The organism is Pseudomonas sp. 2,4-D (assembly GCF_030418155.1).
Lineage (GTDB): Bacteria > Pseudomonadota > Gammaproteobacteria > Pseudomonadales > Pseudomonadaceae > Aquipseudomonas > Aquipseudomonas alloputida.
Map to the genome: position 1 here is coordinate 1 of NZ_JAUHUI010000055.1, position 14,480 is coordinate 14,480.

Annotated in this window: 16 protein-coding genes and 1 other RNA gene; 11 read left to right on the forward strand and 6 right to left on the reverse strand. The window is 60.3% G+C overall.

Annotated features, from left to right (window positions below; translation table 11 throughout):
- The first annotated feature begins 235 nt into the window (after positions 1 to 235).
- The gene (zapE, locus tag QYE47_RS24985) at positions 236 to 1,330 is read left to right on the forward strand and encodes a cell division protein ZapE (protein ID WP_014592295.1); all 1,095 of its coding nucleotides are present in this window, start codon (positions 236 to 238) and stop codon (positions 1,328 to 1,330) included.
- Positions 1,331 to 1,435: 105 nt separating this feature from the next.
- Here zapE and QYE47_RS24990 read toward each other — a convergent pair whose 3' ends face one another.
- Positions 1,436 to 2,356, reverse strand: a complete 921-nt coding sequence (locus QYE47_RS24990; RefSeq protein ID WP_076403711.1) for a GlxA family transcriptional regulator — start codon at positions 2,354 to 2,356, stop codon at positions 1,436 to 1,438.
- A gap of 190 nt (positions 2,357 to 2,546) precedes the next feature.
- Positions 2,547 to 3,587, reverse strand: coding sequence for an NADP(H)-dependent aldo-keto reductase (locus QYE47_RS24995; RefSeq protein WP_014592293.1), 1,041 nt, complete (start codon positions 3,585 to 3,587; stop codon positions 2,547 to 2,549).
- A 258-nt stretch (positions 3,588 to 3,845) separates the two neighbouring features.
- Here QYE47_RS24995 and rplM point away from each other — a divergent pair, with 258 nt between their 5' ends.
- The 7 genes from rplM to QYE47_RS25030 all read left to right on the forward strand — a co-directional run bounded on the left by rplM (position 3,846) and on the right by QYE47_RS25030 (position 8,708).
- On the forward strand, positions 3,846 to 4,274 hold the full coding sequence (gene rplM / locus QYE47_RS25000) for a 50S ribosomal protein L13 (protein ID WP_003251819.1): 429 nt from the start codon (positions 3,846 to 3,848) through the stop codon (positions 4,272 to 4,274).
- 14 nt (positions 4,275 to 4,288) lie between these two features.
- Entirely contained in the window at positions 4,289 to 4,681 is a 393-nt protein-coding gene (rpsI, locus tag QYE47_RS25005) for a 30S ribosomal protein S9 (protein ID WP_003251821.1), read from the forward strand.
- Positions 4,682 to 4,942: 261 nt separating this feature from the next.
- Positions 4,943 to 5,536 carry a ubiquinol-cytochrome c reductase iron-sulfur subunit gene (gene petA / locus QYE47_RS25010; RefSeq protein ID WP_003251823.1) on the forward strand — a complete coding sequence of 198 codons (594 nt, stop codon included), beginning with the start codon at positions 4,943 to 4,945 and terminating at the stop codon, positions 5,534 to 5,536.
- Positions 5,536 to 6,747, forward strand: coding sequence for a cytochrome bc complex cytochrome b subunit (locus QYE47_RS25015; protein ID WP_010952438.1), 1,212 nt, complete (start codon positions 5,536 to 5,538; stop codon positions 6,745 to 6,747). The genes petA and QYE47_RS25015 overlap by 1 nt, the downstream gene beginning before the upstream one ends.
- Entirely contained in the window at positions 6,747 to 7,526 is a 780-nt protein-coding gene (locus QYE47_RS25020) for a cytochrome c1 (protein ID WP_014592291.1), read from the forward strand. Before QYE47_RS25015 ends, QYE47_RS25020 begins: the two co-directional genes overlap by 1 nt.
- A gap of 116 nt (positions 7,527 to 7,642) precedes the next feature.
- Positions 7,643 to 8,266, forward strand: a complete 624-nt coding sequence (locus QYE47_RS25025) for a glutathione S-transferase N-terminal domain-containing protein (protein WP_014592290.1) — start codon at positions 7,643 to 7,645, stop codon at positions 8,264 to 8,266.
- A 10-nt stretch (positions 8,267 to 8,276) separates the two neighbouring features.
- Complete coding sequence (locus QYE47_RS25030) at positions 8,277 to 8,708, forward strand: ClpXP protease specificity-enhancing factor (protein WP_003251830.1); 432 nt, start codon at positions 8,277 to 8,279, stop codon at positions 8,706 to 8,708.
- Positions 8,709 to 8,767: 59 nt separating this feature from the next.
- On the opposite strand, the gene QYE47_RS25035 is transcribed toward QYE47_RS25030, so the two are convergent.
- The 4 genes from QYE47_RS25035 to QYE47_RS25050 form a co-directional block, all read right to left on the reverse strand.
- Complete coding sequence (locus tag QYE47_RS25035; RefSeq protein ID WP_019439045.1) at positions 8,768 to 9,346, reverse strand: BON domain-containing protein; 579 nt, start codon at positions 9,344 to 9,346, stop codon at positions 8,768 to 8,770.
- Positions 9,343 to 9,936, reverse strand: coding sequence for a phosphoheptose isomerase (locus QYE47_RS25040; RefSeq protein WP_012053657.1), 594 nt, complete (start codon positions 9,934 to 9,936; stop codon positions 9,343 to 9,345). The genes QYE47_RS25035 and QYE47_RS25040 overlap by 4 nt, the downstream gene beginning before the upstream one ends.
- An 86-nt stretch (positions 9,937 to 10,022) precedes the next feature.
- The gene (locus QYE47_RS25045) at positions 10,023 to 10,394 is read right to left on the reverse strand and encodes a YraN family protein (protein ID WP_019439044.1); all 372 of its coding nucleotides are present in this window, start codon (positions 10,392 to 10,394) and stop codon (positions 10,023 to 10,025) included.
- The gene (locus QYE47_RS25050; protein WP_014592288.1) at positions 10,394 to 12,211 is read right to left on the reverse strand and encodes a penicillin-binding protein activator; all 1,818 of its coding nucleotides are present in this window, start codon (positions 12,209 to 12,211) and stop codon (positions 10,394 to 10,396) included. The genes QYE47_RS25045 and QYE47_RS25050 overlap by 1 nt, the downstream gene beginning before the upstream one ends.
- Before the next feature lie 186 nt (positions 12,212 to 12,397).
- On the opposite strand from QYE47_RS25050, the gene rsmI reads away from it, so the two are divergent.
- From rsmI to mraZ, 3 genes are all read left to right on the forward strand, one after another.
- Positions 12,398 to 13,273, forward strand: a complete 876-nt coding sequence (gene rsmI, locus QYE47_RS25055; RefSeq protein ID WP_014592287.1) for a 16S rRNA (cytidine(1402)-2'-O)-methyltransferase — start codon at positions 12,398 to 12,400, stop codon at positions 13,271 to 13,273.
- 67 nt (positions 13,274 to 13,340) lie between these two features.
- Positions 13,341 to 13,716: RNase P RNA component class A (gene rnpB / locus QYE47_RS25060), an RNA gene on the forward strand.
- Positions 13,717 to 14,024: 308 nt separating this feature from the next.
- Positions 14,025 to 14,480, forward strand: a complete 456-nt coding sequence (gene mraZ / locus QYE47_RS25065; protein ID WP_019439042.1) for a division/cell wall cluster transcriptional repressor MraZ — start codon at positions 14,025 to 14,027, stop codon at positions 14,478 to 14,480.

Here is a 14,480-nt window from a genome sequence, read left to right on the forward strand (position 1 = left end):
ACTCAATGGCCTGAGCCCTGTGGAATACAGGGCTCGGGCTGTAGCTTAGAACTGTCCAACTTTTGGGGGGCAGTCCATCCGTGTGGGAGCGGGCGTGCCCGCGAAACAGGCGCCGCGGTGCATGGCACCGGCTTTGCCGGTGTTCGCGGGCACGCCCGCTCCCACAGACTGATTGCCATTAAGCGGGCCTGTCGCTACAGTGACGGCCCGTTTTTTGTTGCCTCGCTAACGAATCATGACTCCCTTAGAACGCTATCAAGCAGATCTGAAACGTCCCGACTTCTTCCATGACGCGGCGCAGGAAACTGCGGTGCGTCACCTCCAGCGCCTGTACGACGACCTGGTGCATGCGCAGAACAACAAGCCGGGCGTGTTCGGCAAGCTGTTCGGCAAGAAGGAGCAGACTCCGGTCAAGGGCCTGTACTTCTGGGGTGGGGTGGGGCGAGGCAAGACCTACCTGGTTGATACCTTCTACGAAGCGCTGCCGTTCAAGCAGAAGATGCGTACGCACTTCCACCGCTTCATGAAGCGTGTGCACGAGGAGATGAAAACCCTCAAGGGCGAGAAGAACCCGCTGACCATCATTGCCAAGCGCTTCAGCGAAGAAGCCAAGGTGATCTGCTTCGACGAATTCTTCGTGTCGGACATTACCGACGCCATGATCCTCGGCACCTTGATGGAAGAGCTGTTCAAGAATGGCGTGTCGCTGGTGGCCACCTCCAACATCGTGCCGGACGGCCTGTACAAGGACGGCCTGCAGCGTGCGCGCTTCCTGCCGGCCATCGCCATGATCAAGCAGTACACCGACGTGGTGAACGTCGATAGCGGGGTCGACTACCGCCTGCGTCACCTGGAGCAGGCCGAACTGTTCCACTTCCCGCTCGATGACGCGGCGCACCAGAGCATGCGCGCCAGCTTCAAGGCGCTCACCCCTGAGTGCACCCAGGCGATCGAGAACGACGTGCTGATGATCGAGAACCGCCCGATCAATGCCCTGCGTACTTGCGACGACGTCGCCTGGTTCGACTTCCGCGCCCTGTGCGACGGGCCGCGCAGCCAGAACGACTACATTGAGTTGGGCAAGATCTTCCACGCCGTATTGCTGAGCAACGTGGAGCAGATGGGCGTCACCACCGACGACATCGCCCGCCGCTTCATCAACATGGTGGACGAGTTTTACGATCGCAACGTCAAGCTGATCATCTCGGCCGAGGTGGAGTTGAAGGACCTGTATACCGGTGGGCGTCTGAGCTTCGAGTTCCAGCGTACCCTGAGCCGGTTGCTGGAGATGCAGTCGCACGAATTCCTGGCGCGCGCACACAAGCCCTGACGCCAGCGGCAAGCTTCAGGCGGCAAGGAAAATTCAGGGCAATGCGCGATCCGCTCTGGTTTTTCTTGTCGCTTGAAGCTCGAAACCTGCCGCTCTGGAAGCCTTTCAGGCTTCCTGCATGAACTGCTGCCGATACTGGTTCGGCGACAACTCGGTGTGCTGGCGGAACAGCCGCGCAAAGAAACTGGCATCGTCATAGCCCACCTCGTAACTGATGGTCTTGATGCTCTTGCGCGTACTCGACAACAACCCCTTGGCTGTCTCGATGCGTAGCCGTTGCAGGTAGTGCAGCGGCTTGTCACCTGTTGCGCCCTGGAAGCGGCGCATGAAGTTGCGGATGCTCATGCCGTGGTTGCGGGCCACATCCTCGAAGCGGAACTTGTCGGCGAAGTGCTCCTCCAGCCAATGCTGGATCTGCAGGATGATCAGGTCCTGGTGCAGCTTCTGCCCGCCAAAGCCCATGCGCCCCGGGGTGTAGTTGCGTTGCACTTCGTAAAGGATATCGCGGGACACCGCACGGGCCACGTTGGCACCGCAGAAGCGTTCGATCAGGTAGATGTACAGGTCGCAGGCTGAAGTTGCACCGCCGGCGCAATAGATATTGTCGGCATCGGTCAGGTGCTTGTCCTGGTTCAGGCGGATCTGCGGGAAGCGTTCGGCAAAGCTGTTGAAGAAGCGCCAGTAGGTGGTCGCCTCCTTGCCATCGAGCAGGCCGGATTCGGCCAGCCAGAACACACCACTGGCCTCGGCGCACAGCACCGCGCCACGCGCGTGCTGTTCACGCAGCCACGGCAGCACCTGTGGATAACGTTGCAGCAGGTTGTCGAAATCATCCCAGTAGGCAGGGAGGATGATCACATCAGCGTCGTCCAGGCCGCCGTCAACCGGTAACTGCACATTGCTGAAGCTGTCCACGGGCTGGCTGTCGGGGCTCACCAGGTGGATTTCGAACATGGGCTGCAAGCCCAGGCCCAGCTGCTTGCTGTAGCGCAGGCTGGCGAGGTGGAAGAAGTCCTTGGCCTGCATCAAGGTCGAAGCGAACACCTTGTCAATGGCCAGGATGCTGACGCGCCGCAGCGACGCTGAGGGTTGGGTAAACATCATTGTCATTGTTCTTATAGGGTAGAGTGGTCAATCACCGGCTGGATCGTCTTATTTTTTGGCGATTGTGTCTACCCCATGTAACAGCGGCGCGAAGCGGGGCGCAGTGTTTGGCTCAAGGCGCCGGGTTGGGCTGCTCCTGATGAATGGCTTCGATCGCTGTCAGCAGATCGGCGCTCAGGTTCAGTTCAAGGCTGGCCAGGTTGCTGTCCAGTTGCTGCAGGCTGGTGGCACCAATGATGTTGCTGGTCACGAACGGCTGTCGGGTGACGAACGCCAGGGCCATTTGCGCCGGGTCCAGGCCGTGCTCGCGGGCCAACTGCACGTAGCGGCTACAGGCCGCCACGGTCTGTGGGTTGGAGTAACGGGCAAAGCGGCTGAACAGGGTCAGGCGTGCATTGTCCGGCCGTGCGCCGTTCTCGTACTTGCCCGAGAGCATGCCGAAGGCCAGCGGCGAATAGGCCAGCAGGCCACACTGCTCGCGTATGGCCACTTCTGCCAGGCCCACCTCGAAGCTGCGGTTGAGCAGGTTGTAAGGGTTCTGGATCGATACAGCCCGTGGCCAGCCGCGGCTCTCGGCCAGCTGCAGGAATTTCATGGTGCCCCACGGCGTTTCGTTGGACAGGCCGATGTGGCGGATCTTGCCCGCACGCACCTGCTCGTCCAGCACTTCAAGGGTTTCTTCCAGTGGGGTGAAGTGATCTTGGGGCAGGTGCTGGTAGCCCAGCTTGCCGAAGAAGTTGGTGCTGCGCTCTGGCCAGTGCAGCTGGTACAGGTCAACGCGATCGGTCTGCAGGCGCTTGAGGCTTTCGTCCAGCGCCGCGACGATGTGCTGACGGTTGTGCTTGAGCTGCCCGTCACGGATATGGCTGATGCCGTTGCCCGGGCCTGCAACCTTGCTGGCCAGGATCCACGCGTCGCGGTCGCCATGGTCACGGAACCAGTTGCCGATGATGCGCTCGGTGGCCGCGTAGGTCTCCGGGCGGGGAGGGACCGGGTACATCTCGGCGGTGTCGATGAAGTTGACCCCGGCAGCCTTGGCCCGGGCAATCTGTTCGTAGGCCTCGGCCTGGATGTTCTGCTCGCCCCAGGTCATGGTGCCCAGGCACAGGGCGCTGACGTTGAGGTCGGTACGGCCGAGCTTGCGGTATTCCATCGGTTATTCACTCCTTGGCGATAGAAGCCAATCAAAGCAGGTTGAAATTTTTCGCGCAATCTGGATAATTCAGCCCCTCTCCGCGTGGCGGAAGTGATGCACCATCACGCAGGAAGAACCCCGTCGAACATTGGCGTGCCCGACCCGAGCCCCCAAAAGCGTCTGTGTTCGGCTGCGCGCTTGCCCTTGGCAAGCTGTGCACTATCCAGTAAGATTCGCCGTCTATTTTTCGCTGGGCGGCCTCTGAGGCTTTAGAGAATGAAAACTTTTACTGCTAAACCGGAAACAGTAAAGCGCGAGTGGTTCGTAGTCGACGCCGCTGGCCAGACCCTGGGTCGTCTGGCTACCGAAATCGCTACCCGTCTGCGTGGCAAACACAAACCAGAATACACCCCTCACGTTGACACCGGCGACTACATCGTCGTTATCAACGCCGAGCAGGTTCGTGTGACTGGTGCCAAGTCTTCCGACAAAATGTACTACTCCCACTCCGGTTTCCCAGGCGGTATCAAGGAAATCAACTTCGAGAAGTTGATCGCCAAGGCCCCTGAGCGTGTTATCGAAACTGCGGTCAAAGGCATGCTGCCTAAGAACCCGCTGGGTCGCGACATGTACCGCAAGCTGAAAGTGTACGCGGGTGCTGCTCACCCTCACACTGCTCAGCAGCCTCAAGAACTGAAGATCTAACGGGATAGTTCATTATGTCGGCGACTCAAAATTACGGCACTGGCCGTCGCAAGACCGCAACCGCTCGCGTATTCCTGCGTCCGGGTACTGGTAACATTTCCATCAACAACCGTTCTCTGGACGTGTTCTTCGGTCGCGAAACCGCTCGCATGGTTGTTCGCCAGCCGCTCGAGCTGACTGAATCCGTTGAGAAATTCGACATCTACGTCACCGTTTCCGGTGGTGGTGTCAGCGGTCAGGCCGGTGCGATCCGTCACGGTATCACCCGCGCTCTGATGGAATACGACGAAACCCTGCGTGGCGCTCTGCGTCGTGCTGGCTACGTCACCCGCGACGCTCGTGAAGTTGAGCGTAAGAAAGTGGGTCTGCGTAAAGCGCGTAAGCGTCCTCAGTACTCCAAGCGTTAATACCGCTTCGGCAGTCGAAAAAGCCCGGTTCCTTGGAACCGGGCTTTTTTTTTAGCCTTGAACTAACCTGTCAGCAGTCAGTGGCCGCTTGTCGCATAGACGTAGATCAAGCAAAGCGTGGGTTGTCGCCCTTGCCGGGGTAATCACCTTGTCAGTGTGTGGATTTGTTTCTTACCATGGCGGCCAATTTTTAGTGCCATTGACACAACCTAAGTACAGGCCAGGTCCAACTGGCCAAGCAAGCTGATGGGAGAGGACTGAATGAGCAATGACGGCGTCAACGCAGGCCGGCGCCGCTTCCTCGTAGCCGCGACATCCGTGGTCGGGGCGGCGGGGGCAGTGGGGGCTGCGGTACCGTTCGTGGGGTCATGGTTTCCCAGTGCCAAGGCGAAAGCCGCGGGTGCACCGGTGAAGGTCAACATCGCCAAGGTCGAGGCGGGGCAGCAGATGGTGGCCGAGTGGCGTGGCCAGCCCGTATTCATCGTGCGGCGAACGGAGGAAATCCTTGGCAATCTGAAAAAAATCACGGGTGACCTGTCCGACCCTGAGTCCAAGGCCTCGGTACAGCCAGCGTACGTCGACCCTGAGGTTCGCTCGATCAAGCCGGAAATTCTCATTCTCGTCGGCCTGTGCACGCACCTGGGCTGCTCGCCCACCTTCCGACCAGAAGTGGCGCCAGCCGACCTTGGGCCGAAATGGGTAGGTGGTTACTTCTGCCCGTGCCACGGCTCTCACTATGACCTGGCTGGCCGTGTCTACAAGTCCCAGCCAGCGCCTCTCAACCTGCCCGTGCCACCGCACTCTTATGAGTCGGACGAGATCATCGTCATTGGCGTCGACCAGGAGAACGCATGATGAGCAAGTTCATGGACTGGATTGATGCTCGCTTCCCCGCCACCAAGATGTGGGAAGACCACCTCAGCAAGTATTACGCACCCAAGAACTTCAACTTCCTGTACTTCTTCGGCTCCCTGGCATTGCTGGTGCTGGTCAACCAGATCGTGACCGGCGTGTGGCTGACCATGAGCTTCACGCCCTCGGCGGAAGAGGCGTTCGCCTCCGTCGAGTACATCATGCGTGACGTGGAATACGGCTGGATCCTGCGCTACCTGCATTCCACGGGGGCGTCAGCGTTCTTCATCGTGGTCTACCTGCACATGTTCCGCGGCCTGCTCTATGGCTCCTATCAGAAGCCACGCGAACTGGTCTGGCTGTTCGGCATGCTGATCTATCTGGCGCTGATGGCTGAAGCGTTCATGGGCTACCTGCTGCCATGGGGGCAGATGTCGTACTGGGGCGCCCAGGTGATCATCTCGCTGTTCGGTGCCATCCCGGTGATCGGTGATGACCTTACCCAGTGGATCCGTGGTGACTATCTGATCTCGGGCATCACCCTGAACCGCTTCTTTGCCCTGCATGTGGTTGCCCTGCCAATCGTGATTCTTGGCCTGGTGGTATTGCACATCCTCGCCTTGCACGAAGTGGGTTCGAACAACCCTGATGGCGTCGACATCAAGAAGAAAAAGGACGAAAACGGTATTCCGCTGGATGGTATTCCGTTCCACCCGTACTACACCGTCAAAGACATTGTCGGCGTGGTGGTGTTCCTGTTCGTGTTCTGCGCGGTGGTGTTCTTCTTCCCTGAAATGGGTGGTTACTTCCTGGAGAAACCTAACTTCGAGCAGGCCAACGCCTTCAAGACCCCAGAGCACATCGCGCCGGTGTGGTACTTCACACCGTTCTACGCAATCTTGCGTGCGGTGCCTGACAAACTGATGGGCGTCATTGCCATGGGGGCGGCCATCGCCGTGCTGTTCGTACTGCCTTGGCTCGACCGCAGTCCGGTGCGTTCCATGCGTTACAAGGGCTGGATCAGCAAGGTCTTCCTGCTGGTGTTCTGCGTGTCCTTCGTCATCCTCGGCGTGCTGGGCGTACTGGCACCGACACCTGGGCGTACTTTGCTGTCGCAGGTATGCACGGTGCTGTACTTCGCCTACTTCCTGCTGATGCCGTTCTACACAAGGCTCGAGAAGACCAAACCGGTTCCGGAAAGGGTGACTGGCTGATGAAAAAGTTGATTGCAGTATTTTTGCTGGCAGTGATGCCTGCCTTTTCCTTCGCTGCCGAAACTGGCCTTGAACTGGACAAGGTCGATATCGACCTGACTGACAAGGCCGCCATGCAGGACGGCGCGCGTACCTTCGCCAACTATTGCATGGGGTGTCACAGTGCCAAGTTCCAGCGTTACGAGCGGGTGGCTGATGATCTGGGTATCCCGCATGAATTGATGCTCGAGAAGCTGGTGTTCACGGGCGCCAAGATCGGTGACCACATGCAGATCGGCATGAAGCCCAGTGACGCCAAGACCTGGTTCGGTGCCGCGCCGCCCGACCTGACCCTGGTCGCCCGCGTGCGCGGTACCGATTGGCTTTACACCTACCTACGCAGCTTCTATGAGGACCCATCGCGCCCTTACGGGGTGAACAACAAGGTATTCCCGAACGTCGGCATGCCTAACGTGCTGGTGGGTCTGCAGGGTAACCAGGTGGTGGGTTGCAAGCAGGTGCAGACGGTGGTCGATGGCAAGAAGCAATTCGACCCGTTGACCGGGAGCCCGTTGACCCATGAAGCTTGCGATCAGCTGACCATTACGCCGAATTCCGGTACCCTGACGGCCGAGCAGTTCGACGAGAAGGTCAAGAACCTTGTGACCTTCCTGGCCTATTCGGCCAACCCAGTCAAACTGGAAAGCCAGCGCATCGGCACCTATGTGTTGCTGTATCTGGCTTTCTTCTTCGTATTCGCCTACTTGCTCAAGCGTGAATACTGGAAGGACGTGCACTGATCACGCAGTAGTTTCTGGTTGTTGAACGCGCCCGGGGTGGCCTAGCAGTATTGCCAGGCCACCCCGGGCGCGTTTTCATTTAAAGTTGCACAAGCATCCGTGCGAGGAGCCGCTACATGGGCGCAACCAACAGGTTAGCCTGCTATTCCGATCCCGCTGATCACTATTCTCATCGGGTGCGCCTGGTTCTGGCCGAGAAGGGCGTCAGCGTGCAGTTGATCGATGTCGATCCCGCCCGCCTGCCGCCGAAGCTGGCCGAGGTCAACCCCTATGGCAGCGTGCCGACCTTGGTCGACCGTGACCTGGCGTTGTATGAATCGACCGTGGTGATGGAATACCTCGAGGAGCGTTACCCGCACCCGCCGCTGATGCCGGTATACCCGGTGGCGCGTGGCAACAGCCGTCTGCTGATGCACCGCATCCAGCGCGACTGGTGTGCCTTGGCCGATACCGTGCTTGACCCGCGTAGCAGTGAAGCTGCCCGAACCGAAGCGCGCAAGGCCTTGCGCGAAAGCCTGACCGGGGTCTCGCCGTTGTTCAGCGAGTTCGCCTGCTTCATGAGTGATGAGCAAAGCCTGGTCGATTGCTGTCTATTGCCCATACTCTGGCGTTTGCCGGTGTTGGGTATCGAATTGCCGCGGCAAGCCAAGCCGCTGCTGGATTACATGGAGCGCCAGTTCGCCCGCGAGCCTTTTCAGGCGAGCCTGTCCTCCGTAGAACGTGAAATGCGCAAGCTTTAAGGAGCCGTTGATGAACTCCAGTCGCCCCTATCTGGTTCGAGCACTGTACGAGTGGATCGTCGACAACGATTGCACGCCCCATATGCTGGTCAATGCCGAATTCCCGAAAGTTCAGGTGCCGGATGGTTTCGCCAGTGATGGCCAGATCGTCTTGAATATCTCGCCAAGTGCCGTGCGTAGCCTGCACATGGACAATGACGCAGTCAGTTTCGAGGGCCGCTTCAGTGGCGTGGCTCACTCGCTGTTCGTGCCGGTTGGTGCAATCCTGGGTATCTACGCCCGCGAAAATGGCCAGGGTATGGTCTTCGAGCTGGAGCCGTCTTCGATGGATGGCGACGAGCTGGAAGACGATGATGTGCAGCCGGATGACGATGGCCCGCCAGACGATGGAGGGCAGCCGCCGCGTCCGACTGGCCGGCCAAGCCTGAAAGTGGTCAAGTAACAAAAAAGGCGATCCCGATGGATCGCCTTTTTGTTTGGCCTGTCCAGGCAATCACTGAGTCAATCGATGTACTCGAACAGCTTTACGATCTTCTGCACGCCCGACACGCCCTGCACCACGGCAGTGGCCGAGTTGGCTTCTTGACGGGTGACCAGACCCAGCAGGTAGACGATCCCGTTTTCGGTAATCACCTTGATGCGCGAGCTGGGCACGGCGCTGTCGGTCAGCATCTGGGTCTTGATCTTGGTGGTCAGCCAGGCGTCGTTGTTGCGCGCCAGAATGGAGGAGGGCTGCATCACTTGCAGCTCGTTGTGGACTTTCTTGACCCGCTGGACCTGGCTGGCGGTTTGCTCCGCGAGGCTCTTGAGGTCGGCGCGCGGGGTCTGACCGGCCAGCAGAACGATGCCGTTGTAGCTGCTGACAACGATGTGCGAGCCCTTGTCCAGGTCTGGGTTGGCTTTGGAAATGTTCACGGCGGCCTTGGTCTCGATCAGCGAGTCGTCGATCTTGCTGCCGATGGTGCGCGTGCCGCGATCGTCCTCGATCGGCGAATTGCGGGTAGAGGTGAGTACCGAGCTGCAACCAGTGACGCTCAGGCACAGGGTCAGGGCCATCAGGCCGAGGCGCATAGGGGTCATTCTTCACTCCCGAACAGTTGGCTGTCGATCAGATCGCACAGGCAGTGGATCGCCAGCAGGTGGACTTCCTGGATACGCGCGGTAACTGTCGAAGGTACGCGGATTTCCACGTCCTCGGGCAGCAGCAGCGAAGCCATGCCGCCGCCGTCGCGACCCGTCAATGCTACGACAATCATTTCACGGTCATGTGCGGCCTGGATCGCCTGGATCACGTTGGCCGAATTGCCGCTGGTAGAGATCGCCAGCAGAACGTCACCGGGCTGGCCCAGGGCGCGGATCTGCTTGGAAAAGACTTCGTTGTAGCTGTAGTCGTTGGCGATCGAGGTCAGGGTCGAGCTGTCGGTGGTCAGCGCGATGGCCGGCAGGCTGGGGCGCTCGCGCTCGAAGCGGTTGAGCAGCTCCGATGAAAAGTGCTGGGCATCGCCGGCCGAGCCGCCGTTGCCGCAGGCGAGCATCTTGCCCTCGTTGAGCAACGCATTGACCATGACCAGGCTGGCCTGCTCGATGTGCGGTGCCAGGATGTCCATTGCCTGTTGCTTGGTTTCGATGCTGGCCTCGAACAGCCGGCGAATTCGGGATTGCATGTCCATCTGGTGACCTTAAATGGGGCGGTGGCCTTTGCTACGCGCAACAACGACCAGCCCGCGATACATAGAGCAAAAAAAACGAAGTGGGTTCAGCATTCGAAGGCGTTTTTCAGCCATTGAAGCGGTCTGCCTGCATGGTGGCTACCCTGCAGGGCGACCACGTCGAAGCGGCAGGGATAGTTGCCCCAGTGGGCCTCCTTCTGCAGGAACAGGCTGGCGGCAAGCACCAACCGTTTCTGCTTGCGCCCGTCGATACTGTCGAGGGCGCCTCCGAAGCCCGCGTGCAACCGGTAGCGGACTTCGACGAATACTACTGTATCGGCGTCGAGCATGACCAGATCAAGCTCACCGCCTTTGCATCGCCAGTTGCGTGCCAGCAACTGCAGCCCTTGCCCCTGAAGGTACTCAAGGGCTTGGGTTTCTGCCGCTTGCCCGGCACCGGTAGGCGATGCTGCGGCCATCAACGCACGGTGTCAGGCAGGCGCTTGACCTGGCCGCCGGCAAACTCGGCCCATGGCAGCTGGCGTTCGACGCGCTGGTTGGCATTGATGCTCAGGCTGCCCGAAAGGCCAAGGACGCGGTTGTCCGGTAGCGCTTTCAGTTGGCCCAGGCGCGGCGCCAGGCTGTAGGCATCGACGCCCATGGCATACAGGCGGCCGAGGCTGCCGGCGGCTTGCGGCCATTGCTGTACAACCTGTTGACGCAGGCTGTTGCTGGTGTCGAGCAGCCAGGGTGTTTCGCAGAAGCGGATGCCGTTCATGTCATTGTACTGGTTGACGTCACCGCTGGCGCTGTACAGGTTCGAGGTGGCATAGACCGGCACGTCACCGGCGTACTGGAAGTTCAGGGTCGGCTTGATCTGTTGCGCCTGTTGTGGGGTCGAGGCGAGGAAGATGAAGTCGATGTCCTGGCGGCGCGACGGTTGTGCAGCGATGCTGCCGCCCACCGTGCTTTGCAGGCTCTTGGCGCGGCCTTCGCTCTGGCGCAGCTGGAACAGGTCGGCAATTTGCTGGGCCAGGGCGACTGGCTGGGCGATGCGCTCGGCGGCGAGCAGGGTTCCGCCATTGCCTTCCCAGTCCTGGCGGAAGGCGGCCAGGACGCGGTCACCCCATTCGCCGCTCGGCACCAGGGCAACGGCGCGGACCATGCCATCGGCGCGGGCGCGGCGGGCCACTTCGCGGGCTTCGTCCTCGGCAGCCAGGCCGAACTGGAACAGTTGTGGCGGCGCCTTCTGGCCGGCGTCGGCGTAGTTCAGGGCCAGTGTGGTGATCGGCAGCTGTGGTTTGGCGGCCAGTTGTTTGACCAATGGCTTTTCAAGCGGGCCGATGACCAGTTGCACGCCGGCGGCTTGCGCCTGGCGATAGAAGTCGTCCAGCGAGCCGATGCGTGAGCTGTCGAACACCTGCACCGCAGGCGCTGGCTGGCCGCTTTGCTGGGCCTGGAAGTGGGCGGCCATGAAGCCATCGCGCAGGGCGCGGGCTACACCGGCCAGCGGGCCTTCCTGAGGCAGCAGCAGGGCGATCTTGGTCAGCGGCTGGCTGGCCAGCTCCTTGAGCTTGGTCAGGGCCAGCGGCAGTTGCTGGGCGGCAGGGTGGTCCGGGTGCTGTTTGACCCAGGCTTCGATGGCCGCTTGCTGCTGCTCCAGGGTGCCGGCGCTTTTCACGGCGAAGGCCAGGCTGGTCCAGCCAGCCAGGGTCTGATCGTTGGTTGGCTGCTGCAGTTGCTCTGCAGGCAGCGAGGCGACCAAGGCCCAGATGGCGTCATTGTTGGTGCTGGCGGCCTGGCCGCCAAGCAGCGGGGCCAGCAGGATGCGCTGCTGTGCGGCAGCCAGGGCCTGGCCATCGGCTTCGAGCGCGGCAGCGTGCACACTGTAGGTGCGCGCTTGCAGGTCTGCCGGCAGTTCGGCGAGGCGCTGCAGGCTGGGGTGGGCCAGTGCGGTCAGCGCTGCCTTGGGCTGGTTGCGGCTCATGGCCAGCTCGGCCGCGAGGGTGCTGGCGAACACTTGCTGGGCCGGCTTGAGCGTATCCAGCGGGACCTGCTCGAGAATGCGTGCGGCGCGTGGGAAGTCCTTCTGCTTGTAGGCCAGGTCGGCTGCGCTCAGGCGCAGCAGTGCGGCGTCTTCCGCAGACGTGCTGGAAGCGGCCTTTTCGAGCAGTTGCTCGATGCTGGCGTCCGGGGTGCGTGGCAGTTCGCCCAGGCTGGATGAGGGCGAGCTGGCGCAGGCTGCCAGCAGGGCGGCGAGGCAGAGGGCTGTGAGCAGCCGCAGGCAAGCGATCATGTAAAGGTCCTGTTACTCGATCAAGTTGGCCGGCAATTGTACCCAAGCGCTGGCCGGGGCGCGATGTTGCTGTGTCGATCCTTCACTATAGGTGGCTTGTTCCTGATCGCTGGCGAAGTTCTTTGCGCCCTGTTGCAGGCGCTCGGGCTACAATGGCGCCTTTGATCCGAATGACAGGTGTGCGCAGTGACTGATGTGGCAGGGGCTTCGAAATCCACGGTGGGGACGCTGTATGTGGTGGCAACCCCCATCGGCAACCTTGACGACATGAGCGCCCGGGCGCTGAAGGTGCTGGCGGACGTGGCGCTGATCGCCGCCGAAGACACCCGTCATTCGATCCGCCTGCTGCAACACTTTGGCATCGATACGCCGTTGGCCGCTTGTCATGAGCACAACGAGCGTGACGAGGGCGGGCGTTTTCTCTCCAAACTACTGGCGGGTGAAAATGTGGCGCTGGTCTCCGATGCCGGCACGCCTCTGATTTCCGACCCGGGCTATCACCTGGTGCGCCAGGCCCGTGCTGCGGGGGTGAGTGTGGTGCCGGTGCCGGGCGCCTGTGCCTTGATCGCCGCGCTATCGGCGGCAGGCCTGCCCTCGGACCGCTTCATCTTCGAAGGCTTCCTGCCGGCCAAACAGGCAGGGCGCCGGGCGCGCCTGGAGCAGGTGAGGGAAGAGCCACGCACGCTGATCTTCTACGAAGCCCCGCATCGAATCCTGGAATGCCTTGAAGACATGGAGGCGGTATTTGGTGGCGATCGTCCGGCGTTGCTGGCGCGCGAACTGACCAAGACCTTCGAGACCCTAAAGGGCTTGCCGCTGGCTGAGTTGCGCGCCTTCGTAGCCGGCGACAGCAATCAGCAGCGTGGTGAATGCGTGGTGCTGGTCGGCGGCTGGAGTGCGCCGGAGGGCGAGCAGGCCATCAGTGCCGAAGCACAGCGCGTGCTCGACCTGCTATTGGCTGAGTTGCCACTGAAACGGGCGGCGGCGCTTGCAGCGGAAATTACCGGGGTGCGCAAGAACCTGTTGTATCAACTGGCCCTTGAAAAGCAGAAAGCCGAATAGTGGCAGTTTGATATAAATGGCGTTAGCGCTTGTTCTTGCGCCCGCGTGTCGGTAACCTTGGCGGCGGAGAGTCGATCGGACAGTCGCTGCCTGTTTTTGTTCCGCAACTTTTTGTTGTGTGAGCAGCAGGGGGAGGAAAGTCCGGGCTCCATAGGGCAGAGTGCCAGGTAACGCCTGGGAGGCGTGAGCCTACGGAAAGTGCCACAGAAAATAACCGCCTAAGCACTTCGGTGCCGGTAAGGGTGAAAAGGTGCGGTAAGAGCGCACCGCACGGCTGGCAACAGTTCGTGGCTAGGTAAACCCCACTCGGAGCAAGACCAAATAGGGTTCCATCAGGCGTGGCCCGCGTCGGAACCGGGTAGGTTGCTAGAGGCGTCCAGTGATGGCCGTCGTAGAGGAATGACTGTCCTCGACAAAACCCGGCTTACAGATCGACTCTCCACCTTTCTTTCCCTGCTTGAATCGATAGCAGATCCTCTCTGGTAATACCGAAAAAATCTTACTCTTAATAAATTACTTTAACTTCGAACTCCATTCGCTTGCGTGGGTTTGATTTTTCTCGTGTTTTTTTCTCTCTGGCAGTCCTTCCACATTCCGTTGTTGCGCTAAATCTCGGTCCTGTAAGGCTTTTCCTTATGAACGTGCCTTGACGGTGCTGCGGGCGGATTCCTATAGTGTGCGCAAGTGGCAGAAAGTGGGATGAAGTGGGTTTTCTGACACAAAAAAGCTAACATTGTGGGGAATCACAGCCGTGTTCCGCGGAGCCAATGCCGTCAGCCTCGATGCAAAGGGCCGTCTCGCCATGCCGAGTCGGTACCGTGACGAGCTCGACTCACGTTGCAATGGCCAACTGATCGTGACCATTGACGCCGTAGACCCCTGCTTGTGTGTTTATCCCCTCGATGAGTGGGAACAGATAGAAGCCAAGTTGCGTGCCTTGCCATCGTTGCGTGAGGAAAACCGCCGCCTGCAGCGTTTGCTGATTGGTAATGCGGTTGACCTGGAGCTCGATGGCAGTGGGCGTTTCCTGGTGCCGCCCCGCCTGCGTGAGTACGCCAAGCTCGACAAGAAGGCGATGCTGGTGGGGCAACTGAACAAATTCCAGCTGTGGGATGAAGATGCCTGGAACACGGTTTCGGCAGCTGACCTTGCAGCTATTCAACAACCGGGCGCCATGCCCGACGAATTGCGTGACCTGATCCTGTGA